The sequence below is a fragment of the Jiella mangrovi genome (assembly GCF_017815135.1).
GTDB lineage: Bacteria > Pseudomonadota > Alphaproteobacteria > Rhizobiales > Rhizobiaceae > Jiella > Jiella mangrovi.
In genome coordinates, this window is record NZ_JAGJCF010000025.1 from 24,072 (window position 1) to 47,985 (window position 23,914).

The following is a 23,914-nucleotide window of genomic DNA, read 5'->3' on the forward strand; positions in this document are numbered from 1 at the left end:
TCAGGCCCCCGCCGCGGCAGGCGCGGTGCCCGCCTCGTCCACCGCGGCCTCTGCCGCCGCGATCCCGTCCCGGGCCGGCATGACGATCGCATCCTCCGGCTTGAAGCCGATCACCGCGGCGCCACCGGTCGGATGTGCGCGGCCGTCATTCGACAGATGCAGGACGACCCGCCGGCCCGTCGCGTCGCGGGTGACGAGGTTGAGATAGGGGCCTTCCAGCTCGCGTCCCTCGACCCGGGCGCTCAGCCGATTGCCGTTCGCCCCTTCGGCATCGACGATCCCGGTCCGCTCTGGCCGGACCATCAGGATTGCCTGATCACCGACCGCGACGTCGATCATCCGCCGGCCGGTGAATGTGCCGCCCGCCCCGTCGATCCTGGCAAAGCCGTTCTCGATCGCGGTGACCTTGCCCGTGAAGACGTTCTGTTCGCCGACAAAGCCCGCGACGAAGGGTGTCGCCGGCGCGTCGTAGATTTCGGCGGGCGTGCCGACCTGCTCGATCCGGCCCTTGTTCATCACCGAGATCCGGTCCGACATGGTCAGGGCCTCGCCCTGGTCGTGGGTGATGTAGATGAAGGTGACCCCGGTGCGCTTCTGGAGCGCGCGCAATTCGGAGCGCATGTGCTGACGAAGCTTCAGATCGAGGGCCGAAAGCGGCTCGTCGAGGCAGAGCACCGATGGCTCGACGGCGAGCGCGCGAGCGACGGCGACGCGCTGGCGCTGGCCGCCCGAGAGCTGGTCCGGCCGCTTGTCGGCATGGGTTTCGAGCGCCACGAGCGCGAGGAGCTCGTCCGCCCTCTCATGGCGTTCGCGCTTCGAAACGCCCCGCGCCTCGAGGCCGAAGGCGACGTTTTCGCGCACGCTCATGCGCGGAAACAGCGCCAGGGACTGAAAGATCATCGCCGTCGGCCGCCGATTGGCCGGCAGATGATCGACCGGCTCGCCACCGATCAACACCCTCCCAGCGCTCGGCCGCTGGAAACCCGAGACAATGCGTAAAAGCGTGGTCTTACCGCAGCCGGACGGGCCGAGGATCGAATGGAACTCTCCCGCCGGAATGCTCAATTGCGTCGGGTGGACGGCGGTAAAACCGTCGAAGACCATGGTGACGCCAGCCAGTTCGACGCTCTTGCCATCCATGACACCTACCCCACCTCGATTGCGCAGAGCACCGGGCATCTGCCCGTGCCCGACCTTGAATCATCCTTCCGGCCCGTCAGATCGCCTGCATGGCGTCGGTTTCGGAGGTCTCGTCCTCGAACATGCCGGCGAAGATGTCCGGCTCCTCGGGGACGCTGGTCGTTCCGAGCGAAAACACCTGCCAGCGCAGCCACTGCGTCAGCGCCACGGCATCGGAAAAACCGGCAATCACCGCCGGCTCGACCGGCCGGCCGATATTCAGCGCGATCCGCCCGTCGATCATGAGCGCTGCTTCGTGGAATAGCAAAGCATAGCGAAGCGATTGCGACAGGTGGCTGGCGATCTGAAACGGCAGGGAGTTCTGGCCCGGCATGTGGACCGGCAAAACGGTGGCGCCCGAACGCATGATCAGCCGCGCCGACAGCGGCCCCCAGGCGAGTTCGACGGCGCGTCGTGCCAGGGGATGCGGCGTCGTCATGACAGCGCCGGCCGGAAACACCATCAGGCAGCCACCACCCTTGAGATGCGCCAGCGCCTCGGCGCGGGCCCTGATGTTGCCACGCTCGGCCTCTCTGGTGCCGGAGAAATCGATCGCGAACAGCTTTTCGGCGAGTTCGGGAACCCGCGCCAGCGCCGAATGGGCGATGATCTTGACGTCGCCGCGAACCCGGCCGAGCAGGCAGCCGAGCGCGATCCCGTCCATCGCCCCGTAAGGATGGTTGGCAACGACCGCGAGCGGCCCCTCGCGCGGGATCCGCGCCATGCCGCGGGCGGCGAGGCGGATGTTCATCCGCGAGATCGCCTCGGCGAAGAAATCGCCCCGGGCCGGATCGTCCAGATAGTCCTGATAGAGCCGTTCGAGGCGCCGCTGCCCTGTCATCGCCTCGAGGCCGAGGCAGAGCCGGCGCATGAGGCGGTGATCGATGGTCGCCGCGTAGGACAGGCGCACGCCCGATTGCGGCGATCTTTCCACGAAGCTGTCGTCGAACGGTGTCTGGTCGTCCAATTCCCGTGACCTTCTGGACCATGGGGCCGTCTCGGCACCCTGGATTGAATGGCGGCGCACGAGACCCGTCGGGCTCGCACGCCGCAGTCGTTCATCCCCTGGCGGCCCGCGCCTCTCTCCCTCGCCCCCGCGCCTTTCAGCGACGCGTCGAGGGCGCTCGAACGACCGAGCCAGCCACGGGTTGATCAGGACGCGTTGGTGATGCGGTCGACATATTCCTGCTGACCGGAGGCAAAGAACGGCGTATCGGGCTGCCACCACCACAGATTGGCAAGGTTCTCGGCGTTGTAGACCTCGCCGAACTGCTTGGCGTAGGTCTCGCCGGCATATTTCGCGCCGCCGTCGACGCAGGAATTGTAACCGGTATTGGCGCTCATCAGGCCGGCCATCTCGGGGTCCAGCATGGCGTTGATGAAGGCATAGGCCTGTTCGATATTTTCCGCGCCGGACGGGATCGCCATCGAATCCATCCAGGTCATGCCGCCTTCCTTGGGCATGCGATATTTCAGCTCCGGCTTGTCGCGGTTGAGCAGGAGGCCGGTCGAGTCCCAGGTCTGGCCGGCAACGCAGCCCGACTGCTGGAAGGCGTTGAGCGCCTCGGTGGCGTTGTTCCAGAAGGCGCCGAAATTCTCCTTGTGGTCGACGATGTAGCTCGCCACCTTGTCGAACACCCGGCGCATGTCCGCTTCGCTCTTGTAGACGTCGAGCATGCGGTTCGACTGGATTTCACCCTTGGCGTCGAGGTAAAGGCCGGTGCCGATCAGCACCGACTTCTGCCGGAAGGCCGCCTTGCCCTTGGCTTTCGGGTCCCACAGCATGCCGTATGAAACGTCCGCGTCGTCGACGCCGTCGAAGACCGACGAATCGAAGGTCACCGCCTCGGTGCCCCAGTTGAACGGGATGGCGACGCGCTTGCCGTTCTGAACCGCGCCGAGCTGGATCGAATCGCGGTACATCGACGGGATGACCTTGTCGACATTCGCCTTCTTCTCGTCGATGGGCTGCAAGAGGAAGGTGTCGCCGTCCTGATAATTCGCGACATTGGTGATCGACGGGAAGATGATGTCGAAGCCCTTGCCGCCGGACGCCTTCAGCTTCTGCGTCGCCTCGTCGTTGGAGCCGTAGGTCGACACGTTCAGCTTGATGCCGGTGTCCTTCTGGAACTTGTCGATCATGTTCTGCTGAACGTAGTCGCCCCAGACGAAGACGTTGACGGTGCCGGAACTCTGACCGAAACCGGGGCGCGTCAGAACGGCGGGCGCGGCGAGGAAAGCGGCGGTAGCGGCGCCACCCTTGAGCAACGAGCGGCGGGAGATCGGCTTGGCGAGGGTCATAAAACGATCCATCCGGGAAAGGGGAAGATTTAACGCAGCCTTTTAGACCGGGCAGATGACGCTTCGTTATCAGCGCGATGACAGAGTGATGACGGCACCGGTGCGCGCGTCATCCCGGCGTCATCGCCCCGTCATCGAACCGGCGGCAGGATCGCGCATCCATCCACCACCGGAGACGAGACGACATGGACGGGCGCGAGGCCTTTTCGGCCGACGGGCGATTTCATCGCGGCAACATTCATACCCATTCGAACCGGTCCGATGGCGCGCGCGCCCCGGGCGAGGTCTGCGGGCTCTACCGGGAGATGGGCTATGATTTCCTCTGCCTGTCGGACCACTTTCTCGAGCGCTTCGACTTCCCGATCACCGACACGACGGCCCTTCGCGGCAGTGGCTTCACGACGCTGATCGGCGCCGAGATCCATGCGCCGCAGAACAGCCAGGGCGAGATCTGGCACGTTCTTGCCTGCGGACTGCCGGTGGATTTCGAGCCACCTCAGGACGGCGAGCGCATGGAGAGCCTGGCCGCCCGAGCCAGACAGGCCGGCGCCTTTGTCGGCATTGCCCATCCCCAATGGTCGTCCCTGACCATCGAGGACGGCCGGGCTCTGGCGGGTATCGCCCACGCCGTGGAAATCTGGAACACCGGCTGCGCGCTGGAGACCGCACGCGGCGACGGCACCGCGCTATTCGACCAGCTCCTGAACGAGGGTCACCGGCACCTGACCGGCTACGCCACCGACGACGCGCATCTGAAAATTCCCGATGCCGGCGGCGGCTGGATGATGGTCAAGGCCGAGGCGAACGATCCGGACGCGCTGCTCGCGGCCATGAAGGCCGGGATCTACTATTCGAGCCAGGGCCCCGAACTCATGGCGATCGAGGCGGTTGCAGAGAGGCTGGTGGTACAGAGCTCGGCGGTTCGGATGATCTCGATCGTCGGCCGGGGCAGCCGGGCGGAGACCGCCTATGCCCCGGAGGGAGCGCTGACCACCGCCGAGCTCCCGCTCGAGCGCTTTTCGGGCGACTGGTGCCGCGTCGTGGTTTGCGACGCCGAGGGGCGTATCGCCTGGTCGAACCCGATCTTTCCGGACTGAAAGCCCGTAGGGCGCGCCAGCGTCACACCGGCTCGCCGGTGTGATCGAAGACCAGCTCGACCCGGCTGCCGAGAAAGCGCGAGCGGGCATATTGCAGCGGCTCGCCCGCCGCCGTCACGGTGAGGCTGGTGGTGGCGATCAACGGCGTCGACAAGGCACAATGCAGGTGCTCGGCGTCTCTTGGATCGGCGGGGATCGCCGCGACCTTCGTCCAAAGCCGGCGCTGGCCGGAAAAGCCCAGTTTCGTCAACGCCCCGGTCAGCGACCCCGCCTCCGCATAGGCGGGAATGATGCCCGCCAGACGGGCCTCCTCGAACCAGATCGTCGAGACGATCAGCGGCGCGCCATCGGCGACGCGCAGAAGCTCCAGCCGGATCACGGTTGCATTCGCCCGGCAGCCGAACGCCTCGGCAAGCTCTGCCGAAGCCATCTCGCGGGCCGATGCGATCATCGTTCCGCCCGGCTCGCGCGAGGCCGCGCCGATATTTTCCGAGAACCGGCTTTGCGAGCCGACAGGATAGACGATCCGGCTGGGCCGCGGCGCCGCGAAAGTCCCGCGGCCGCGGGTCGCCGTCAGGAGGCCTTCTTCGCTCAGCGTCGCGAGGGCCCGGCGCACCGTATGGCGATTGACGCCGAAGCGCTCGGCAAATTGCGTCTCGCCCGGCAACCGCCCGGCCAGCCGGCCCTCGGCGATGTCGAGGCGAAGGCTGTCGGCGATCTGCCGCCAGCGGGCAATGCCTGCTTTGTCGTCTGCCGTCACGCGCATTCCATCCCTTGCCGCTGCCACTCGGGTGCCTCGGCGCCCGCGCGCGGGCACACACCGACCGTCGGCTTTTCAGGCCACCGTCATTTACCCGTCACACCCGACATGCTAGAGAGATATACAGTAGTTGTCTATACAAATAAACAAATAAAGCGGGGACCGAACGCCCGCCCGAGCGTTCGAGCATCACAGCCAGATCCATGATGACAGATCCCGAAACGCCCATTCCGAGAAACGGCGAAGCCACTGCCCGCCGTCGCGCTGTATCGGTTTTCGCGCAAGCGGATGCCCGGTTTCTTGAGGACGCATGGAAACGGCTCTGCGGAGACCGGGAGATCGCTCCTCTGCGAGGCCCCGAAACCGGCCTCGTCATGGTTCGCGGGCGGGCCGGCGGCGGCGGCGCGCCGTTCAACCTCGGCGAGGCGAGCGTCACCCGGGCGAGCGTGCGCATCGGTGGCGACAGCGTCGGCCACGCCATGGTTCTCGGCCGCGACCTCGAGCGGGCGAAATTTGCCGCCGCCTTCGATGCCCTCTGGCAGATCGAGACCGAGCGCCAGTCGATCGAAACGCAGGTCGTGGCGGTCGTCGAGGCGGCAATGGCCGAACAGGATGGTCAACGCCGCGCCGAGACCGAGGCCACCAGGGTCGATTTCTTCACCCTGATGCGCGGAGAGGATTGATGACCGGGACCGCCGAAATTTCCCGCCGCGCCGTCGAGGGCGGCTTCGCCGATCCGGTTTTCGATGCCCAGGCGGTCTTCGCCGCGATCCTCGAGGCGATGTCGCGCCCCGGCACGATCGTCGATCCCGGGACAAGGACAACGCCCCCACAGCCGCTGTCTCCAGCCGCAGGCGCCGTCCTCTGCGCTCTCGCCGATGCCGATACGCCGGTTTTCGTCGAAGAGGCCGACGATGCTCTCGCGGCCTGGCTCGGCTTTCAGACGAGCGCGCGGCTGGCAGATCCCGCAAACGCACGGTTTGCCGTGGTGCGGCGCTTCGACAAGGCGTCGCTCGAACGTTTTTCCCTCGGCACCCTGGCGTTTCCGGACCGCTCGGCGACCCTGATCCTCGAAGTCGCGTCACTCGAAGACGGGCCGGGCTTTCGTCTCACGGGACCAGGCATCTCCGGCAGCACGCTCATGCAGGTCGGCGGACTTGGCAGGGAGTTTGCCGTCGCAAGGCGGGCGAACCGCGCCCTCAGCCCTTGCGGGCTCGATCTGATCCTCACCTGCAAGACCCGGATCATCGGCCTGCCGCGCTCCACCATCGTCGAGGAGGCGTAAGATGTATGTCGCGGTGAAAGGCGGCGAGGCCGCCATCGCCAACGCCCACCGGCTGCTCGCCGACCGGCGGCGGGGCGAGCGCTCCCTCCCGGCACTGACGCTGGAACAGATCGCCGGCCAGCTGGCGCTCGCCGTCGACCGGGTGATGGCCGAGGGCTCGCTCTACGACCCGGAACTTGCCGCGATGGCCGTGCGCCAGTCGCGCGGCGACCTGATCGAGGCGATCTTCCTCATCCGCGCCTATCGCACCACCCTGCCCCGCTTCGCCGCATCCCGCCCGATCGATACCGGCAAGATGCAGATCGAGCGGCGGATTTCGGCGACCTACAAGGACTTGCCCGGCGGCCAGCTGCTCGGTCCGACCTTCGACTACACGCACCGGCTGATCGAGCCCGACATGGCCGAGGACGGCCCGGTCGAAGCGCCGGCGAGCCGGGAGCCGGCGGACAGCGGACCATCGCCGCGCGTCACCGACATTCTGGGCGATGACGGTCTGATCGAGGGCGACGGCGAGGACGACGGCCGCGAGCCGGCCGACCTCACCCGCTCGCCGCTCGCCTTCCCCGCCTCCCGCGATCTGAGGCTCCAGGCGCTGGCCCGCGGCGACGAGGGCTTTCTCCTCGGCCTCGGCTATTCCACCCAGCGCGGCTATGGCCGCACCCATCCCTTCGTCGGCGAAATCCGCATCGGCGAGGTGGAGGTCGAGGTGGATCTGCCGGAATTCGGCTTTCCGGTGGTGATCGGCCGGGTCCGCGTCACCGAATGCCAGATGGTCTCGCAATTCACCGGCTCGAAGTCGGAGCCGCCGCAGTTCACCCGCGGATACGGCCTGGTATTTGGCCAGCTGGAACGCAAGGCGATGGCCATGAGCCTCGTCGACCGGGCGCTTCGCGCCGACGAATTCGACGAGGAGCGCCGCTCACCGGCGCAGGACGAGGAATTCGTCCTCGCCCATTCAGACAACGTCCAGGCGACCGGCTTCGTCGAACATCTGAAACTGCCGCATTACGTGGATTTCCAGGCCGAGCTCGATCTTTTGAGGACGATGCGCAAGGTGGACGCACCAGTTACAGAAGACGAACCGCCGCACCGGGACGGGCGATCCCCCTCCGACCCTAGCCGGAGGGACGCCGCGGAATGACCCGCCGCTCCGGCTCAATTCTCCTTGGGATCCTCGCGTCTGGTCGCATCGTCAGGCTCACGCGGACGGCCGGTGATGCCGCGACCATGCTTGCCCGTGACGGGATCGCGGTAAACCAGGAAATACCAGCCGGCCAAGAGACCGACGAGAACCGCGAAAAGCTCGCCGAGCGCCATCCAGTTCATTGCCTCGCCCTTTCCCTGTTGGCGCCGACGCTCAACCACTCTGGAGTTTCGCTCCGATGACCATGGCGCTTCCCGCCTACAACTTCGCCTATCTCGACGAACAGACCAAGCGGATGATCCGCCGGGCGATCCTCAAGGCCGTCGCCATTCCCGGCTATCAGGTGCCGTTCGCCTCCCGTGAGATGCCGATGCCCTATGGCTGGGGCACCGGCGGCGTGCAGGTGACGGCGGCGATCCTCGGGCCGGACGATGTTCTCAAAGTCATCGACCAGGGCTCCGACGACACCACCAACGCCGTCTCGATCCGTGCCTTCTTCGCCAGGGTGGCGAATGTCGCGGTGACGACGAAGACGGCCGAGGCGACGATCATCCAGACCCGCCACCGCATCCCGGAGGTCCCGCTCACCGAGGGCCAGACGCTGGTCTATCAGGTGCCGATACCCGAGCCTTTACGGTTTTTAGAGCCGCGCGAGACCGAGACGCGGATCATGCATGCGCTGGAAGAATACGGGCTGATGCACGTCAAGCTCTATGAGGACATCGCTCAACACGGCCACATCGCCACCACCTACGCCTATCCGGTCAAGGTCGAAGGGCGCTACGTCATGGACCCCTCGCCGATCCCGAAATTCGACAATCCGAAGATGGACGACTGTCCCGCGCTGCAACTCTTCGGCGCCGGCCGCGAACAGCGGATCTACGCCATCCCGCCTTATACGCGGGTGGAAAGCCTCGATTTCGAGGACCATCCGTTTGCGGTCCAGACATTCTCGCAACCCTGCGGGCTGTGCGGGGCAACGGGGGTTTATCTCGACGAGATCGTCACAGACGACCGGGGCGGACGGCTCTACGCCTGTTCGGATACCGATCACTGCGAGGAGCGACGGGACGCGGGGCATGTGGGGTCGGAAGCCTTCACGGGGGCGCGGCCATGAGCGTTTCGGTGAAGGTAGCGGCCGCGATACCCCCTTCTGCCTGCCGGCATCTCCCCCACAAGGGGGGAGATCAAAGCGTCGATGACGCCGCCGGAGGAACTCGCAACGACAGCCCCCGCCGATCTCCCCCCGTGTGGGGGAGATGTCCGGCAGGACAGAGGGGGGTGCTCCAGCTAGCCTCCCGGCGTCCGACAGAATGCCCCCGGCGACCTCTCCTCGATCACCGCCAGAATGTGGCTGCAGACGCCGTCGATGTCCTTCAGAACATTGTCGTTCCAGAACCGCACCACCGTCCAGCCATCGGCTTCGAGACGCCGCGTTCGAACCGCGTCGCTTACTTGCGCTCTGTCGTCTCCGTGCTGCGATCCGTCGATCTCGACGATCAGCCGGTGCACCGGACAGACAAAGTCGACGATGTAGCCGGCAATGGGCACCTGCCGGCGAAAGCCGAGCCCCATCAGCCGATGCGCCCGCGCGGCGTTCCAGAACTTCAGTTCCGCCTCGGTCATCGCCTTGCGCATCGACCGGGCGTTGTCGCGGTTTTTTGGCGGAACGGGAGCATGGGGCACGTGACGACCTTTTCCAAGACCCGCTATCCTGGCGTGTCTCTGCCCACGTTCCTACCCCCCTCTGCCTGCCGGCATCTCCCCCACAAGGGTGGAGATCGAACGCGTTCGGGCCCCCGTGCCAGCTGGTCAACGAAGGAAGCGCAGCCGCCAAAGCTGCCGATCTCCCCCCTGGTGGGGGAGATGTCCGGCAGGACAGAGGGGGGCGCGCCGCGCGGCGAAAGCAGATTGGCCTCCTATCAAAGGCTCACCCCATGACCGACCTCCCCCTCCTAACCGCACATGCCCTCACTCGTCATTACGGCAATCATGTCGGCTGCGAGGACGTCTCCTTCGATCTCTATCCCGGCGAGATCCTCGCCATCGTCGGCGAGAGCGGTTCCGGCAAGACGACGCTGCTCAACTGCCTCTCCTGCCGGATGCCGGCATCAAGCGGCGCGGTCTCCTATCGGATGCGCGATGGCGAGATGCGCGATCTGGCGACGCTCACGGAGGCCGAGCGGCGGTTCCTGATGCGCACCGACTGGGGTTTCGTCCATCAGAACCCGGCCGACGGCCTGCGCATGCGGGTTTCGGCCGGCGCCAATATCGGCGAGCGGATGATGGCGGTCGGCGAGCGGCATTACGGCCGCATCCGCGGCACCGCCGAAGACTGGCTCGGCCGCGTCGAGATCCCCGGCGCGCGCATCGACGACCGGCCGACGGCCTTTTCCGGCGGCATGCGCCAGCGGCTTCAGATCGCCCGCAATCTCGTCACCGCCCCGCGCCTCGTCTTCATGGACGAGCCGACCGGCGGGCTCGACGTCTCGGTTCAGGCGCGGCTGCTCGATCTGTTGCGCGGCCTCGTCGGCGAAATGGGGCTGTCGGCGATCGTCGTCACCCATGATCTCGCGGTCGCGCGCCTTCTGTCGCACCGCATCATGGTGATGAAGGGCGGCCACGTCATCGAAAGCGGCCTGACCGACCGGGTGCTCGACGATCCGCAGCACGCCTACACCCAGCTTCTCGTCGCCTCGATCCTGGAGGTCTGAGCCATGGCTGACGTTTCCCAAAAGACACGGCTCGTCCTTCAGGACGTTGCCAAGAGCTTCACCAACCATCTGCGCGGCGGCATTCATCTGCCGGTGGTGAGCGGCGTGGAATTCTCGCTCGCAGCCGGCGAGGTCGTCGTTCTCGGCGGGCCGTCCGGCGTCGGCAAGTCCTCGATCCTGCGGATGATCGTCGGCAATTACGGCATCGAGCGCGGACGCATCCTGATGCGGGGCGAGGACGACGGCGAATTCATCGACATCGCCGCCGCGACGCCGCGCGAGACGCTGGCTCTGCGCTGCAACGTCATCGGTTATGTCAGCCAGTTTCTGAGGGCGATCCCCCGCGTTTCGACGCTCGATGTCGTCGCCGAGCCGCTTCTCGCCCGCGGCGTTGCGACCTTGGATGCGCGCCGGCGCGCAGGCGAACTCCTCGAACGGCTGAACCTGCCCGCCGCCCTTTACGACCTGCCGCCGGCCACCTTTTCGGGCGGCGAAAAGCAGCGGGTGAACATTGCCCGCGGCTTTCTCACCGACCATCCGATCCTCCTCCTCGACGAGCCGACGGCCTCCCTCGACGCCGCCAATCGCGACGTCGTCTGCGACCTGATCGACGCCAAGCGAGACACGGGTGTCGCAATCCTCGGCATCTTCCACGACGAGGAGGTGCGCGGCCGGATCGCGACGCGCATCGTCGACGTTTCCGGCTTCTCCGCCCGAAAGGCAGCCTGATGGCAAAGCTCTCCGAAACCCCGCTCATCCATCCGACCGCCCGGGTCGAGGATTGTCACATCGGCCGCTACACGGAGATCGCCGAGCGCTGCAACATCTCCGAGACGCGGCTCGGCGATTATTCCTACGTCACCCGCGATTGCGGCATCTGGGCGAGCGACATCGGCAAGTTCGTCAACATCGCCGCCGCCACCCGGATCAATGCCACCAACCACCCGACCTGGCGCGCGACGCTGCATCACTTCACCTACCGGGCCGGGGACTATTTCGACGGCGAGGAAAACGAGGCCGAGTTCTTCGAGTGGCGGCGCTCGAACGCGGTGAAGATCGGCCATGACGTCTGGATCGGCCACGGCGCCACGATCCTGCCGGGCGTCACCATCGGCAATGGCGCCGTGGTCGGCGCCGGGGCGGTGGTTTCCAGGGACGTCGCCCCCTATACGATCGTCGGCGGCGTCCCCGCCAGGCTCATCCGCCGGCGGTTTTCCGAAACGGTTGCCGAGCGCATGGAGAGGCTCGCCTGGTGGGACTGGCCACACTCCGCACTCCACGCCGCGCTCGCTGATTTCCGCACGCTCGATGCGGAGCAGTTCCTCGATCGGTACGAACCCTGAGCCCCTCTTCCCATATGGTTTTCATCGTCATCGAAGCATCATCTGAACGTCATCCCAGTCACATGGAGCCCCCGTAAAGCTCTCACCAGAAAACGACATTGCGTCGATCGGGAGCTCTGCCATGACGGCGATCGCAGTCGAAAATCTCTCCAAGCGGTTCGGCAGGAAACAGGCGTTGTCCGGGATCGATCTCGCGATCGCCAAAGGAGAAATGGTGGCGCTGATCGGCGCTTCTGGATCCGGCAAGTCGACCCTGATGCGCCATATCGCCGGTCTGGAACGCGGCGATGGCGGCTCGCTCGTCAGGATTCTCGGCGATATCCAGCAAAAGGACGGCCGCTACGGCGCCGACATGCGGGCGCTGCGGGGCCGGATCGGCGTGATCTTCCAGCAGTTCAATCTCGTCGCGCGGCTGCCGGTGATCACCAATGTGCTCGTCGGCATACTTGGTCGCATATCCGCGTGGCGCGGCACGTTCGGCGTCTTCAGCAAGGCCGAGAAACGCGCCGCCATCGAAGCGCTCGGCCGGGTCGGCATTCCGGAAGTCGCCTGGCAGCGGGCCTCGACGCTTTCCGGCGGCCAGCAGCAGCGCGCGGCGATCGCAAGAACGTTGATGCAGCGCTCGGAGATCCTGCTCGCCGACGAGCCGATCGCCTCGCTCGATCCGGCATCGGCACGGCGGGTCATGGATGTCCTCGCCGACATCAACCGGACCGAGGGAATGACGGTGCTCGTCTCGCTCCATCAGGTCGAATACGCCCGCGTCTATTGCGACCGCACCGTCGCGTTGAGGGACGGAAAGGTCGTCTATGACGGTCCATCCGATGCTCTTTCCGACAGCTTTCTGACCGAGCTCTATGGCGCGGCCTCCGAGGAGCTGGTCCTGCCGCAGAAGCTGCCGGTCCGGCCTGCCGCCGCCGATCCCGCGACAAAGGCCGATGCTCACGCCGGCCGACATGTCGACGAGAAGACCAAGACGTTCGAGCCCGCCTGACCGCGGCCGGCTTCGACGATCGACGAAACCACCAACAGGGAAACCACGACCCCATGAAGCTCATCGCGAAACTCATTGCGGCGGCGACGCTCGCCGTGTCCTTCACCGGCATCGCCCATGCCGAGGACGGCAAGACAATCAATTTCGGCATCATCTCCACCGAGAGCCAGCAGAACCTGCGCCCGAAGTGGGAGCCGTTCCTGAAGGACATGGAAGAGCAGACCGGCCTCGACGTGAAGCCGTTCTTTGCCTCCGATTATGCCGGCGTCATCGAGGGCATGCGCTTCGGCAAGGTGCAGGTGGCCTGGTTCGGCAACAAGTCGGCGATGGAAGCCGTCGATCGCGCCGACGGCCAGATCTTCGCCCAGACCGTCGATGTCTCCGGCAACCCCGGCTACTGGTCGCTGATCCTCGTCCCCGCCTCTTCCAAGCTTCAGACGCTCGACGATCTCCTGAAGTGCGACAAGACGCTGAATTTCGGTCTCGGCGATCCGAACTCGACCTCCGGCTATCTCGTGCCGATGACCTTCGTCTTCGCCAAGAACGGCATCGATCCGAAGGAATGCTTCAAGACGGTGACCAACGCCAATCACGAGACCAACGCCATGGCCGTCGCCATGGGCCAGGTCGACGCGGCGACCAACAACACCGAGAATCTCGCGCTGATCGAGAAGAACCATCCCGAAGCCTTCAAGAAGATCCGGATCCTGTGGAAGTCGACGCTGATCCCGTCCGACCCGCTGGTCATATCCAAGAAGGTCGACGACGCCACCACCAAGAAGATCGAAAACTTCATCCTGACCTACGGCACCGACCAGTCGAAGGGTGACGTCGCCGAGGAGAAGAAGGTGCTCGCCGGCCTCGAATGGGCGCCGTTCAGGAAGTCGAGCGACGACCAGCTCCTGCCGATCCGGGTGATGGAAGTGTCGAAGAAGATCGGCCAGCTGAAGGCCGACGACAAGATGGACGCTTCCGCCAAGGCCGCCGAGATCGAGAAGCTCGAGGCTCAGAAGGCCGAATACGAGAAGAAGATCGAGGCCAACGACAAGAAGTCCGGCGCCTGAGCTTTCCCACATTCCGGCCGGCTCCGATGCCGGCCGACCCGACACGGCGGCCGGTCTCCGACGAGGTGACCGGCCGTTTCGACGCGACGCTTCCTGACAGGGCTGACCAGACATGAGCACGACGAGCGAAACCCTGGCGCATGCCGCCCCGGACGCCGCCACCAGAGCGCAGCTTGCCGGCATCAACGCCGGTCGCGACTGGTCCCGCACGCTATGGAACTTCGTGATCCTCGCAGGCCTGATCGCGGCGCTCGCGATCAGCTGGGGCCCGGCGGAGATGGGCCAGTGGACCTTCCTCTTCACCGATTCCGCCAATATGGTGGAATACGCCTCTGGCTTCCTGCGTCCGGATTTCACCGACGGGGCCTATTACGTCCACGAGATGATCGTCACCGTCGAGATCGCGCTCTGGGGCACCTTCTTGTCGCTGATCGTCTCGATCCCCTTCGGCATCCTGTGCGCCCACAACATGGTGCCCTGGTGGGTGCTGCATCCCTGCCGCCGGCTGATGGACTTCTTCCGGGCGATCCACGAGGTGGTCTGGGCGGTGCTCTTCGTCGTCGCCGTCGGGCTCGGCCCGTTTGCCGGCGTGATGGCGCTGTTCGTCCATAACACCGGCATCATGGCCAAGCTCTTCTCCGAAGCCGTCGAATCCATTGATCCGCGCCCGGTCGAGGGCATCCGCTCGACGGGCGCGACGCGGATCCAGGAAGTGGTCTTCGGCGTCATCCCGCAGGTGCTGCCGCTCTGGGTCTCCTATACGCTCTACCGGCTCGAAACCAACGTGCGCACGGCGACCATCCTCGGCGTCATCGGCGCCGGCGGCATCGGCCAGGTGCTGTTCGAATCGGTACGCGGCTTCTATTATCCGCAGTCGTCGGCGATCCTGATCATCATCGTCGCGACGGTCGTTCTCACCGACCTCCTGTCTCAGCAGCTGCGCAAGTTCGTGACCTGAGGGTCGGCGCCCCGCAAAGCCGGCATCCGCCCTCTTGTCCAGCATTCCGAAAGTCTTCCTATGCCGTCCGAAACAATCCTCAGCAACGCCCGCATCGTCCTGCCGGACGAGACGATCGAGGGCCATGTCGTCCTGCGCGACGGCCTGATCGCCGAGATCGGCTCAGGCCATGCGAGCGGCGAGGACATGGGCGGCGACACGCTCATCCCCGGCCTGGTCGAGCTTCACACCGACCATATTGAAACGCACTTCATGCCCCGGCCGAAGGTCTTCTGGAACATGTTCGCCGCGCTCCAGGCCCATGACGCCCAGATCGCAACCTCCGGCATCACAACCGTCTTCGACGCGATCCGCGTCGGCACCGACGAGGACGCGACGCTGACCGTCGATACGATGGAACAGCTGTCCGACGTCATTGCGGAAGCCGCCGAGACGGATCTCACCCGGGCGGAGCATTTCATCCATCTTCGCTGCGAGGTCTCCGCACCTGATGCCGTCGAGGGCTTCGAGCGGCTGTCGAGGAACCCGCGGGTGCGGCTGGCCTCGCTGATGGACCATGCCCCCGGCCAGCGCCAGTTCGTCAGCCTCGAAACCTACCGCACCTATTACCAGAAGAAGAAGGCGCTCTCCGACGAGGAGTTCGAGCGCTTCACCGAGCGCCGCATCGCCGAGTCGAACGCCAATAGCAGCCGATCCCGGCAGGCGATTTCCGCCGCCGCCCACGAGCGCGGCATCGCCCTCGCCTCCCATGACGACGCGACCCTCGCCCATGTCGACGAGGCGCTCGCCCTCGGCACAAAGATCGCCGAGTTCCCAACGACATCGGAGGCGGCCGAGGCCTCCCACGGTGCCGGCCTCGGCGTGTTGATGGGCGCGCCGAACATCGTGCGCGGCGGCTCCCATTCCGGCAACGTCGCCGCCCACGACCTACTTTCCGCCGGCCATCTCGACATTCTGTCCTCCGACTACATCCCCTTCTCGATGCTGCAGGCGGCGTTTCTTCTCGCCGGGAACAGCACGCTCGATCTGCCCGCCGCTATCCGCCTCGTCAGCGCCAATCCGGCAAAGGCGGCGGGGCTTTCAGACCGCGGCGAGATCGCCGTTGGAAAGCGCGCTGATCTCGTGCGCATCGGTGCGGACAAGCCCGGGCGCCCGCCCCTCGTCGCCAGCGTCTACCGGGCCGGACGCCGTGTCGCCTGAACGAGAAGCGCTTCAGGGCCTCGGCGCCTTCGTCGCCGTCGTCGGCCCGAGCGGTGCCGGCAAGGACACGCTGATCGGCCTCGCGGCGCAGCATTTTTCGCGCGATGGCGGCTTTCATTTCGCGCGGCGCTTCGTCACTCGCCGCTCGGATCCGGACTCTGAGGATCATGCAGAGATCGACGAAGCCGAATTCACGCGGCGCTGCGGCGCCGACGCCTTCGCCCTTTCCTGGCGTGCCCACGGCCTCGGCTACGGCCTCGACACGACCCTCCTCGAACGCGTCGCGCGCGGGCAGACGGTGATCGCCAACATCTCCCGCCGCAAGATCGGCGACGCAGCAGCGGTGTTTCCGCGCCTTGCGATCGCCCATGTCGTCGTCGCCGAGGCGCTGCTCGTCGAGCGGATCGTCAAGCGTGGTCGCGAGGACCGCACAGCCGCCCTGGAGCGCGCCCGGCGCGAAGCGCCGCTCGACGTGCCGCGCACGGTCTGGCGAGTGGCGGAGATCGACAATTCCGGCGCGCTGGAACTGGGAGTGGCGCGGTTCATCGACTTCCTGGAGACGTGCAGGTCTTAGCGGTCCTGCCGAGACGCCGCAGCAGCGGAACGCCAAGGGCCCTCTCGGGAGATTGGTGACACCACTTGCTTGCATGGCCTCAACCTTGCACGCTCTTCCCCCGGCCGTCATTGGCCACGGGGGTGTCATCTTGATTTTCTTATCATGTAAGTACAATGTATGTACGAGCGACAATGCCAACGTTTGATTGGGATGATGGCAAGCGTCGCTGGCTGATTGAAGATCGTCAGATCGACCTCGAGGACATGACGGTGCTTTTTGATGGGCGCCCTCGTTTCTCCTACCCCTCGCAAAGGGCCGGCGAAGATCGGGTCGTCTCAGTTGGCGAGATCAACGGTCGCATTTTCGCGGTCGTGTGGATGTGGCGAGGCGATGTCCTCTGGCTGATCACGGCGCGACGGGCGTGGAAGCGCGAAGAGCGCCAATTCCTTACAGAGATCGGGAGGCACTTATGACCAGGCGCGGCAAAACGGACTTCGAGCGCATCGATGACGACGCCGAACTTGCGCGGCAGGAAACGGCCGATGCCGATCTGCAGGACATTCCGGCGGACTGGTTCGCCCATGCCCGGCTGGAAACGGGCATACCCGCGCCACCCTCGCCCGAGAACAAGCGCCCGGTTACCATCCGCCTCGATCCGGAAGTCCTCGCCTATTTCAAAGGGCAGGGCCGGGGCTGGCAGACACGGATCAATGCAGTGTTGAAGGCATTCGTCGCAGGACGACAGTCCGAGACGTAAACTCTTCTAACCTTTGAATCATTCCAGACAGCTCTTTGATCGATTCCAATCTTCGCCGCGGCGGTTGACAGGGAAAGTTGACCGCCTTAGCCAAGATTTGTCGTATCCGCCGTGCCCATTCCCGCACCATCGATCACTGGACGCTGCCCCGCGCCCGGGAGGAGATCCGTCGCCATGAAAATTCTCGCCCGCTCCGCCACCTTCGCAATCGCCGCCGCAGCGGCGCTGGCCGCAGGCCAGACCGCAAGAGCCGAAACCCCTTCCGCCGAAACCGTCCTCAAAAACTATGCCGACATCGCGCTGGCCGGCTATTCCGACGCTTTGACCAAGGCCAAGGCGCTGAACGAGGCCACCGACGCGCTGATCGCCAATCCCAGCGAGGAAACGCTGAAGGCCGCCCGGCAGGCCTGGCGGGACTCGCGGCCCTCCTATCAGCAGACCGAGGCCTTCCGCTTCGGCAACCCGATCGTCGACGACTGGGAAGGCCGGGTGAACGCCTGGCCGCTCGACGAGGGCCTGATCGACTATGTCGACCAGAGCTACGGTTCGGAATCCGACCAGAACTCGCTTTACACCGCGAATGTCATCGCCAACCAGTCGATCACCGTCAACGGCGAGACCGTCGACGTTTCCAAGATCACGCCGGAGCTCCTCCAGGACAAGCTCCAGGAGGCCGGCGGCATCGAGGCGAATGTCGCCACGGGCTACCACGCCATCGAGTTCCTGCTCTGGGGCCAGGATCTGCACGGCACCGGCCCCGGCGCCGGCGAGCGCCCCTACACCGACTATGCCAAGGGCGATGAGTGCACCGGCGGCCATTGCGACCGCCGCGGCGAATATCTTGACGCCGCGACCGATCTTCTCGTCTCCGATCTGCAGGAAATGGTCGGAAACTGGCAAGACGATGGCGCGGCGCGCAAGGCGCTGCTCGACGATCCTCAGAAGGGCCTTTCGGCGATCCTGACCGGCATGGGCTCGCTCTCCTATGGCGAACTCGCCGGCGAGCGGATGAAGCTCGGCCTGCTCCTGCACGATCCTGAGGAGGAGCATGACTGCTTCTCCGACAACACCCACGTGTCGCATCTCAACGACGTTCTCGGCATCCGCAACGTCTATACCGGCCAGTACGAACGGGTGGACGGCTCGATGGTCGAAGGCCCGGCGATCGCCGATCTCGTCGCCGCCAAGGCGCCGAAGATCGACGAGGAAATCCGCACCGACCTCGACGACAGCGTTGCGAAGTTCGGGGCGATCGCCACGGCCGCCGAGAATGGCGAGGCCTACGACCAGCAGATCGCCGAGGGCAATGACGAGGGCAATGCCCGCGTCCAGGCCGGCATCGACGCCCTGATCACCCAGACGCGGGCGATCGAGCGGGCCGTCGCGGCCCTCGATCTCGGCGGTGTCTCGATCGAAGGCTCGGATTCGCTGGACAATACCGAGGCGGTCTTCCAGTAAGGCGCCGTCGAACGGGCATCGGTTCGAAAACGAAGTTGCGAAGGGCCGCCGGGGCGGCCCTTTTCGCCGTTGATATCGGATGGAGACGCAAACAATGCGTTTCGCCACGCAAGTGACGCTTCTCGCGGGCATGATCCTTCTGCCGGCGACGATCCCCATATCTGCCGCTCTCGGCCTCGACCGACCCGTCCGGCACGATGTTTCGAAGATCGATCTCGCCCGGGTGCGAGCCGTCACCAAGCCGACGACGGATTTTTCCAAGCCGGAGAAATTCGAGGCGATGCAGGCCGGCGGGGCGACCACGACCAAGATGGTCAATCGCGATTCCTTCTCCCAGGTCTCGGCCAACCAGACCTTCGAGGGCGAGGATCGTTTCAAGCTCGGCAACGCTCTCTTCCGCAAGCTTTGGGTCTCGTCGCCCTCCTCCACCGAAGCCTCCGACGGGCTCGGGCCGCTGTTCAACTCGCGCTCCTGCCAGTCCTGTCATCTGAAGGACGGGCGCGGCCATCCGCCGGAAAACGGCGAGCCGGCGGTCTCGATGTTCCTGCGCCTTTCGGTGCCGCCGAAGACCGCCGAGGACCGCGAAAAGCTCGCGCGCCACGAGCTCGCCCGCATTCCCGAGCCGACCTATGGCGGCCAGTTGCAGAATTTCGCCGTCGGCGGGCTGAAGCCGGAAGGCCGCCTGGTCGTCACCTACCGCGAAGAGCCCGTCACGCTCGGCGACGGAACGGTCGTCAGCCTGCGCCACCCGACCTATTCGGTGGCCGATCTCGGCTACGGCCCGATGGAAGCCGACGTGATGCTCTCGCCGCGGGTCGCGCCGCCGATGATCGGCCTCGGCCTCGTCGAACAGATCGAGCCCGCCGACATCCTCGCCAATGCCGATCCGAACGACGCCAACGGCGACGGCATTTCCGGCAGGGCCTCGATGGCGCGCGATCCCGAGACCGGCAAGCTCGTCCTCGGCCGCTTCGGCTGGAAGGCGACGACGCCCTCGATCAAGGTGCAGAGCGCCGATGCCTTTTCCGGCGACATCGGCATCTCGACCCCGCTCGTCACCGATGCCTTCGGGGAATGCTCGATCGCCCAGACGATCTGCCGCGACGCGCCATCGGGCGTGCAAAAGCGGCTCGGGGACGTCGAGGCGCCGGACCCGATCCTGCCTCTCGTCACCTTCTATTCGCAGAATCTCGCCGTTCCGGCCCGGCGCGATGTGGGCGACCCGCAGGTCCTGCGCGGCAAGAAGCTCTTTTATGACGCCGGCTGCACCTCCTGCCACACGCCAAAATTCGTCACCTCGAAAAACGCCCCCGACAAGGCCCAGCGCTTCCAGCTGATCTGGCCCTATTCGGATTTCCTCCTGCACGACATGGGCGAAGGTCTTGCCGATCACCGGCCGGTGGGCGACGCGTCCGGCAGCGAATGGCGGACCCAGCCGCTGTGGGGCATCGGCCTCACACAGACGGTGAATGGTCACACCCTGTTTCTCCATGACGGCCGAGCGCGTAATCTGTCCGAAGCGATCCTGTGGCATGGCGGCGAGGCGAAAGCTTCCCGCGACGCCTATGCCGCGATGGACGAGGCCGACCGCCAAGCGCTGCACCGTTTCCTGGAGTCCCTATGAGCCGAACTTCTTTTGCAACGCGCGCGGCGTATCCGGCACACTTGCCAGGCCGGCGCGCCATCTTCGGTGCGTTTCTGGCGGGCCTGCTTTTGTTGCCGGCGCTGACGGGTCCGGCCGCGGCTCAGGAAGCCTCCCAGCCCGACGTGACCAGCGCGACCCGCGAGCAGAAGCTCGATGTCGTGTGGAACGCCATCGACGGCTACATCCGCCCCGGCTACGCCAATGTCGTCGACGCGGCGGAAGAGGCCAGCGGCGCGATGGACGACCTCTGCCGGCTACCTGCGGGTGAGAATCTCGAGGACGCGCGCGAGGCCTTCGGCCAGCTCGTCAATGCCTGGTCGCATGTCGAGTTCGTCCAGTTCGGACCGGTGATGGAAGACAATCGCGGCTCGCGCATCCTGTTCTTCCCCGATCGTCGCGGCATTGGGCTCAAGCAGGTCCAGGCGATCATCTCGGGCAAGGACGAGAGCGCCACGCTGCCCAAGGATCTCGCGGCCAAGTCGGTCGCCGTTCAGGGCCTCGGGGCGCTGGAATACGTGCTCTATGGAAAGGGTGCCGACAGCCTGAAGACCAAGGACGGCAATTTTCGCTGCCGCTACGGCCAGGCCATTGCCGGCAACGTTCTCAGCCTCGCGACCGCGATCCAGAATGGCTGGGCGAAGGACATCGGCGGCATCGCCGAACGGATGACCGACCCCAAGGCCACCGACCCGGCCTATCGCAGCGCCGACGATTCCCTGAAGGAGATCGTCGGAATCTTCATCACCGGCTTCGAGGCCATCCGGGACCTGCGGCTGAAACCAGCCATGGGTGAAAGCGAAAAGAGCGCCAAACCGAAGCTCTTGCTGTTTTACCGCGCCAACCTCGCCCTCGTCGCGCTGCGGGCGGACTTTAACGGACTGAAGGACCTCTTCACCGCGTCGAACGTCGCCTCGCTCCTGCCCGAAGCGCATGCCTATCTGAAGGATTCCATCCAGTTCGAGTTCGAAAATGCCGAACTCACCTTCCAGAAGATATCGCCGCCGCTCACCAAAGTCGTCACCTCCACCGAGGACCGGCAGAGCCTCACCTATCTCCAGATCGTCGTCGACAGTCTCCAGACCCAGTTCGCCAACCAGCTTTCGCCGCTGCTCGGGCTTTCGTCCGGCTTCTCCGCGCTGGACGGCGACTGAGCCCTACACTGGACGCGGTGCGCTACAGCCGGCACCGGGCGATCGCAACCGAGGGAGCCAAGCGCTTGCGCCTCTTCGACAAGAACACGATGGTCAAAAGCGGGGCCATCGACCGCCGCAGCTTCATGCTCGGTGCGGGAGCCGCCTTCGCCGCCGGCCTGTCGCCGCGCGCCGCGGCGGCTTTCGACCGGGCCGATGCGCTGTTCGGCGCGTCATGCCTGCGCCCCGACGGGCGCTTCGGCTGCGCCGTCTTCACCGATCGCGGCGAGCTGGTCTCGTCGCTCGCCTTGCCCGATCGCGGCCACGACGTCGCCTTCGATCCCCGTTCCGGCCGCGCCGTCGTCTTCGCCCGCCGCCCGCGCACCTTCGCCATCGTCTTCGATCCGGTTTCGGGCGAAACGATCAGGACGCTGACGTCGCCGGAGGGACGGCACTATTTCGGCCACGGCTTCTTCTCGCCCGACGGGAGGCTGATGTATGCGACCGAGCACGACTTCGACGCCGCACGGGGACTTGTCGCAGTCTACGACGTCGAGGCCGGCTATACCCGCATCGGCGAGTTCGACGCGCACGGCATGGACACGCATGAAGCGCTTCTGATGCCCGATGGCGAGACCATCGTGATCGCCAATGGCGGCATCGAGACCCATCCCGACTATGGCCGGCAGATGCTCAACATCCCGACCATGGAGCCGTCGATCGTCTTTCTCGACAGAAAGACCGGCGATCTGATCGACAAGCAGCTTCTGCCGAAAGCTCTCCACAAGCTGTCGCTCCATCATATCGCGATCGATGCGCAAAACCGCGTCTGGTTCGGCGGCCAGTATCAGGGCGCCGCCTCCGATACGCCGCCGCTCGTCGGCTATGCCAGAGCGGGGGAGCCTTTGACCCTGAGCGAATTCCGCCCGGCCGAGCTTGCCTCACTTTCCAACTATATCGGCTCGGTCGCGGCAAGCCGGGATGGGGAGCGGATCGCCGTCTCCTCGCCGGTCGGCGGAACGCTGATGATCATCGAGGCGAAGACCGGCAATGTCCTCAAGCGGTTCGCATTGAAGGACGGCTGCGGCCTTGCGCCCGACGGACCGGACTTCCTCGCAACCAGCGGCAAGGGAGCGGTGCTGCGTCTCGAAGAGGACGACGCGCCGACACTGGCCGATCTCGAATGGGACAATCACATTCTGGCGCTGTGATGAGCTTTGGCTCCGATTGAGAGCCTGGCAGCGTCCTGTCTGCATGCGCAGGAACGCAGGGAGGCCCTGAGTGCGCCCCGTCCCAAATCGTTACCGAAACGTTAACAGCCGTGCCAAACCGGTGCAAAAGTGCCGGATTCGTCCCATTTCGGTGCAATTTCGGCTGGCATGAAACCTGCTGCATCCCTGATAGGTTAACAAGTCCTTACCGTCAGGGAGACACGCATGAGACGCTACAGCCTCTTCGCCGTCACCACCATTCTCGCCGCCTCCGCTGTGGCCCTGCCCTTCGATGTCATAGAGGCAGCGGCCGGCGATACGACATACGAGATCGCCCAGAACGACCCTCAAGGCAGCGGCCAGCGCTATCTGCGTGACGGCGGCTCCATCCGCATCCCCGCCTCCGTCGACCGTCAGCGCGGGGACAGAGGCGAAAGCGATCCGGCAGGCGGCCAGCTCGACGGCGTCAGCGGTATCGACCGGCTGAACGGCGACGACATCCTCGAAGAGGCCCGCGAGGACAATCTCGGCACCGCTCCCGACATCTATTCGACGCAGGAGCGAGAAGAGTTTCTTGAAGACGGCGGCTCGATCCGGCCAGTCTTCGAAGACGCGCCCGGCGGTGGCGTGACGGTCTTGCGCGGGAAGAACATCGAAGGCCACTGGCGCCATGTCGTGGTCAAACCGGTCAATCTGAGCAGCCACGGATCCTTCGCCGTCATCACCTCGGATGTCGGCTACGAGCCGGGAAATCGCGGCTCGGTGCGGCACGTGTCGAGCAACGGCCCGGCGGAGACCTTGGATTATCGGCGCTTTTCGTCGGCCCCCAAGATCATCCATGTCGAGAACGAGCGTCTCGACCGCCGGCCGATGCCCTCCTCCGGGATCGAAACCATCTATTCGGGCGGCGCCAAGATCATCCGGCTCTCCAGAGGCTATCGCATGAGCGACGACAGGGACGTGTCCTCGCTGAAGTGAGACCGTCTTCCGCTGCCGGTTTCGCGATAGTCTCGGCGGCATGGGCGATCATTGGCCCTGCCGCCCAGAAGGGCATAAAGGTGGGCAAGCACGGGCTCGGTACTCTGGCGAAGCGTGAGGCACCCGACCCTGCCCTCGCC

At 65.5% G+C, this 23,914-nt stretch carries 26 protein-coding genes; 20 read left to right on the top strand and 6 right to left on the bottom strand.

Annotation, left to right across the window (positions count from 1 at the left end; genetic code table 11):
• From J6595_RS21255 to J6595_RS21265, 3 genes are all read right to left on the bottom strand, one after another.
• A complete protein-coding gene (locus tag J6595_RS21255; protein WP_209597530.1) occupies positions 1 to 1,140 on the bottom strand; it encodes an ABC transporter ATP-binding protein in 1,140 nt (379 codons plus the stop codon).
• A 76-nt stretch (positions 1,141 to 1,216) separates the two neighbouring features.
• Entirely contained in the window at positions 1,217 to 2,146 is a 930-nt protein-coding gene (locus J6595_RS21260; RefSeq protein WP_209597532.1) for a lysophospholipid acyltransferase family protein, read from the bottom strand.
• Positions 2,147 to 2,331: 185 nt separating this feature from the next.
• On the bottom strand, positions 2,332 to 3,480 hold the full coding sequence (locus tag J6595_RS21265) for an extracellular solute-binding protein (RefSeq protein ID WP_209597534.1): 1,149 nt from the start codon (positions 3,478 to 3,480) through the stop codon (positions 2,332 to 2,334).
• 185 nt (positions 3,481 to 3,665) lie between these two features.
• On the opposite strand from J6595_RS21265, the gene J6595_RS21270 reads away from it, so the two are divergent.
• Entirely contained in the window at positions 3,666 to 4,577 is a 912-nt protein-coding gene (locus J6595_RS21270; RefSeq protein ID WP_209597536.1) for a CehA/McbA family metallohydrolase, read from the top strand.
• Positions 4,578 to 4,599: 22 nt separating this feature from the next.
• Here the strand turns inward: J6595_RS21270 and phnF are convergent, their stop codons facing one another.
• Positions 4,600 to 5,337: a phosphonate metabolism transcriptional regulator PhnF gene (phnF, locus tag J6595_RS21275; RefSeq protein ID WP_209597537.1), complete on the bottom strand. Its 738-nt coding sequence runs from the start codon at positions 5,335 to 5,337 to the stop codon at positions 4,600 to 4,602.
• Between the two features lie 206 nt (positions 5,338 to 5,543).
• Between phnF and phnG the strand changes: the two genes are divergently transcribed.
• The 3 genes from phnG to J6595_RS21290 are packed head-to-tail and all read left to right on the top strand — an operon-like array spanning position 5,544 to position 7,763.
• Complete coding sequence (gene phnG, locus J6595_RS21280) at positions 5,544 to 6,020, top strand: phosphonate C-P lyase system protein PhnG (protein WP_209597539.1); 477 nt, start codon at positions 5,544 to 5,546, stop codon at positions 6,018 to 6,020.
• Positions 6,020 to 6,622 (top strand): phosphonate C-P lyase system protein PhnH, encoded by a 603-nt coding sequence (phnH, locus tag J6595_RS21285; RefSeq protein WP_209597541.1) that lies wholly within the window; start codon positions 6,020 to 6,022, stop codon positions 6,620 to 6,622. Before phnG ends, phnH begins: the two co-directional genes overlap by 1 nt.
• Position 6,623: 1 nt before the next feature.
• Positions 6,624 to 7,763, top strand: a complete 1,140-nt coding sequence (locus tag J6595_RS21290; RefSeq protein ID WP_209597543.1) for a carbon-phosphorus lyase complex subunit — start codon at positions 6,624 to 6,626, stop codon at positions 7,761 to 7,763.
• A gap of 14 nt (positions 7,764 to 7,777) precedes the next feature.
• On the opposite strand, the gene J6595_RS21295 is transcribed toward J6595_RS21290, so the two are convergent.
• Positions 7,778 to 7,948, bottom strand: a complete 171-nt coding sequence (locus J6595_RS21295) for a hypothetical protein (protein WP_209597545.1) — start codon at positions 7,946 to 7,948, stop codon at positions 7,778 to 7,780.
• A 56-nt stretch (positions 7,949 to 8,004) separates the two neighbouring features.
• Here J6595_RS21295 and J6595_RS21300 point away from each other — a divergent pair, with 56 nt between their 5' ends.
• Positions 8,005 to 8,883: an alpha-D-ribose 1-methylphosphonate 5-phosphate C-P-lyase PhnJ gene (locus J6595_RS21300; protein WP_280891639.1), complete on the top strand. Its 879-nt coding sequence runs from the start codon at positions 8,005 to 8,007 to the stop codon at positions 8,881 to 8,883.
• A gap of 173 nt (positions 8,884 to 9,056) precedes the next feature.
• On the opposite strand, the gene J6595_RS21305 is transcribed toward J6595_RS21300, so the two are convergent.
• Positions 9,057 to 9,452 (bottom strand): endonuclease domain-containing protein, encoded by a 396-nt coding sequence (locus tag J6595_RS21305; RefSeq protein WP_209597547.1) that lies wholly within the window; start codon positions 9,450 to 9,452, stop codon positions 9,057 to 9,059.
• Between the two features lie 251 nt (positions 9,453 to 9,703).
• On the opposite strand from J6595_RS21305, the gene phnK reads away from it, so the two are divergent.
• From phnK to J6595_RS21380, 15 genes are all read left to right on the top strand, one after another.
• Complete coding sequence (gene phnK / locus J6595_RS21310; RefSeq protein ID WP_209597549.1) at positions 9,704 to 10,480, top strand: phosphonate C-P lyase system protein PhnK; 777 nt, start codon at positions 9,704 to 9,706, stop codon at positions 10,478 to 10,480.
• A gap of 3 nt (positions 10,481 to 10,483) precedes the next feature.
• Positions 10,484 to 11,209, top strand: coding sequence for a phosphonate C-P lyase system protein PhnL (gene phnL / locus J6595_RS21315; protein ID WP_209597551.1), 726 nt, complete (start codon positions 10,484 to 10,486; stop codon positions 11,207 to 11,209).
• Positions 11,209 to 11,823, top strand: a complete 615-nt coding sequence (locus J6595_RS21320) for a DapH/DapD/GlmU-related protein (protein ID WP_209597553.1) — start codon at positions 11,209 to 11,211, stop codon at positions 11,821 to 11,823. Before phnL ends, J6595_RS21320 begins: the two co-directional genes overlap by 1 nt.
• Before the next feature lie 121 nt (positions 11,824 to 11,944).
• A complete protein-coding gene (gene phnC / locus J6595_RS21325; protein ID WP_209597555.1) occupies positions 11,945 to 12,817 on the top strand; it encodes a phosphonate ABC transporter ATP-binding protein in 873 nt (290 codons plus the stop codon).
• Positions 12,818 to 12,870: 53 nt separating this feature from the next.
• Positions 12,871 to 13,881, top strand: a complete 1,011-nt coding sequence (phnD, locus tag J6595_RS21330) for a phosphonate ABC transporter substrate-binding protein (protein WP_209597557.1) — start codon at positions 12,871 to 12,873, stop codon at positions 13,879 to 13,881.
• A gap of 112 nt (positions 13,882 to 13,993) precedes the next feature.
• A complete protein-coding gene (gene phnE / locus J6595_RS21335) occupies positions 13,994 to 14,839 on the top strand; it encodes a phosphonate ABC transporter, permease protein PhnE (RefSeq protein WP_209597559.1) in 846 nt (281 codons plus the stop codon).
• A 60-nt stretch (positions 14,840 to 14,899) separates the two neighbouring features.
• Complete coding sequence (locus J6595_RS21340) at positions 14,900 to 16,039, top strand: alpha-D-ribose 1-methylphosphonate 5-triphosphate diphosphatase (RefSeq protein ID WP_209597561.1); 1,140 nt, start codon at positions 14,900 to 14,902, stop codon at positions 16,037 to 16,039.
• Positions 16,029 to 16,613 carry a phosphonate metabolism protein/1,5-bisphosphokinase (PRPP-forming) PhnN gene (gene phnN / locus J6595_RS21345; RefSeq protein ID WP_209597562.1) on the top strand — a complete coding sequence of 195 codons (585 nt, stop codon included), beginning with the start codon at positions 16,029 to 16,031 and terminating at the stop codon, positions 16,611 to 16,613. The genes J6595_RS21340 and phnN overlap by 11 nt, the downstream gene beginning before the upstream one ends.
• A gap of 173 nt (positions 16,614 to 16,786) precedes the next feature.
• Positions 16,787 to 17,068, top strand: coding sequence for a BrnT family toxin (locus J6595_RS21350; RefSeq protein ID WP_209597564.1), 282 nt, complete (start codon positions 16,787 to 16,789; stop codon positions 17,066 to 17,068).
• Positions 17,065 to 17,352 (top strand): BrnA antitoxin family protein, encoded by a 288-nt coding sequence (locus J6595_RS21355; RefSeq protein ID WP_209597566.1) that lies wholly within the window; start codon positions 17,065 to 17,067, stop codon positions 17,350 to 17,352. Before J6595_RS21350 ends, J6595_RS21355 begins: the two co-directional genes overlap by 4 nt.
• A 174-nt stretch (positions 17,353 to 17,526) precedes the next feature.
• The gene (locus J6595_RS21360; RefSeq protein ID WP_209597568.1) at positions 17,527 to 18,810 is read left to right on the top strand and encodes an imelysin family protein; all 1,284 of its coding nucleotides are present in this window, start codon (positions 17,527 to 17,529) and stop codon (positions 18,808 to 18,810) included.
• Positions 18,811 to 18,904: 94 nt separating this feature from the next.
• Entirely contained in the window at positions 18,905 to 20,434 is a 1,530-nt protein-coding gene (locus J6595_RS21365) for a di-heme oxidoreductase family protein (RefSeq protein WP_209597570.1), read from the top strand.
• Positions 20,435 to 20,475: 41 nt separating this feature from the next.
• Positions 20,476 to 21,606 carry an imelysin family protein gene (locus J6595_RS21370; protein ID WP_209597572.1) on the top strand — a complete coding sequence of 377 codons (1,131 nt, stop codon included), beginning with the start codon at positions 20,476 to 20,478 and terminating at the stop codon, positions 21,604 to 21,606.
• A 65-nt stretch (positions 21,607 to 21,671) separates the two neighbouring features.
• A complete protein-coding gene (locus J6595_RS21375) occupies positions 21,672 to 22,796 on the top strand; it encodes a DUF1513 domain-containing protein (protein ID WP_245199011.1) in 1,125 nt (374 codons plus the stop codon).
• Positions 22,797 to 23,021: 225 nt separating this feature from the next.
• A complete protein-coding gene (locus J6595_RS21380) occupies positions 23,022 to 23,774 on the top strand; it encodes a hypothetical protein (protein ID WP_209597574.1) in 753 nt (250 codons plus the stop codon).
• The last annotated feature ends 140 nt before the right edge of the window (positions 23,775 to 23,914 follow it).

Excerpts from the sequence above, each read along its gene's own strand:
- J6595_RS21255 (WP_209597530.1), bottom strand. The coding sequence starts at position 1,140 with ATGGATGGCAAGAGCGTCGAACTGGCTGGCGTCACCATGGTCTTCGAC.
- J6595_RS21265 (WP_209597534.1), bottom strand. The coding sequence starts at position 3,480 with ATGACCCTCGCCAAGCCGATCTCCCGCCGCTCGTTGCTCAAGGGTGGC.
- J6595_RS21270 (WP_209597536.1), top strand. The coding sequence starts at position 3,666 with ATGGACGGGCGCGAGGCCTTTTCGGCCGACGGGCGATTTCATCGCGGC.
- phnG (WP_209597539.1), top strand. The coding sequence starts at position 5,544 with ATGACAGATCCCGAAACGCCCATTCCGAGAAACGGCGAAGCCACTGCC.
- phnH (WP_209597541.1), top strand. The coding sequence starts at position 6,020 with ATGACCGGGACCGCCGAAATTTCCCGCCGCGCCGTCGAGGGCGGCTTC.
- J6595_RS21290 (WP_209597543.1), top strand. The coding sequence starts at position 6,624 with ATGTATGTCGCGGTGAAAGGCGGCGAGGCCGCCATCGCCAACGCCCAC.
- J6595_RS21295 (WP_209597545.1), bottom strand. The coding sequence starts at position 7,948 with ATGAACTGGATGGCGCTCGGCGAGCTTTTCGCGGTTCTCGTCGGTCTC.
- J6595_RS21300 (WP_280891639.1), top strand. The coding sequence starts at position 8,005 with ATGACCATGGCGCTTCCCGCCTACAACTTCGCCTATCTCGACGAACAG.
- phnK (WP_209597549.1), top strand. The coding sequence starts at position 9,704 with ATGACCGACCTCCCCCTCCTAACCGCACATGCCCTCACTCGTCATTAC.
- phnL (WP_209597551.1), top strand. The coding sequence starts at position 10,484 with ATGGCTGACGTTTCCCAAAAGACACGGCTCGTCCTTCAGGACGTTGCC.
- J6595_RS21320 (WP_209597553.1), top strand. The coding sequence starts at position 11,209 with ATGGCAAAGCTCTCCGAAACCCCGCTCATCCATCCGACCGCCCGGGTC.
- phnC (WP_209597555.1), top strand. The coding sequence starts at position 11,945 with ATGACGGCGATCGCAGTCGAAAATCTCTCCAAGCGGTTCGGCAGGAAA.
- phnD (WP_209597557.1), top strand. The coding sequence starts at position 12,871 with ATGAAGCTCATCGCGAAACTCATTGCGGCGGCGACGCTCGCCGTGTCC.
- phnE (WP_209597559.1), top strand. The coding sequence starts at position 13,994 with ATGAGCACGACGAGCGAAACCCTGGCGCATGCCGCCCCGGACGCCGCC.
- J6595_RS21340 (WP_209597561.1), top strand. The coding sequence starts at position 14,900 with ATGCCGTCCGAAACAATCCTCAGCAACGCCCGCATCGTCCTGCCGGAC.
- J6595_RS21350 (WP_209597564.1), top strand. The coding sequence starts at position 16,787 with ATGCCAACGTTTGATTGGGATGATGGCAAGCGTCGCTGGCTGATTGAA.
- J6595_RS21355 (WP_209597566.1), top strand. The coding sequence starts at position 17,065 with ATGACCAGGCGCGGCAAAACGGACTTCGAGCGCATCGATGACGACGCC.
- J6595_RS21360 (WP_209597568.1), top strand. The coding sequence starts at position 17,527 with ATGAAAATTCTCGCCCGCTCCGCCACCTTCGCAATCGCCGCCGCAGCG.
- J6595_RS21365 (WP_209597570.1), top strand. The coding sequence starts at position 18,905 with ATGCGTTTCGCCACGCAAGTGACGCTTCTCGCGGGCATGATCCTTCTG.
- J6595_RS21380 (WP_209597574.1), top strand. The coding sequence starts at position 23,022 with ATGAGACGCTACAGCCTCTTCGCCGTCACCACCATTCTCGCCGCCTCC.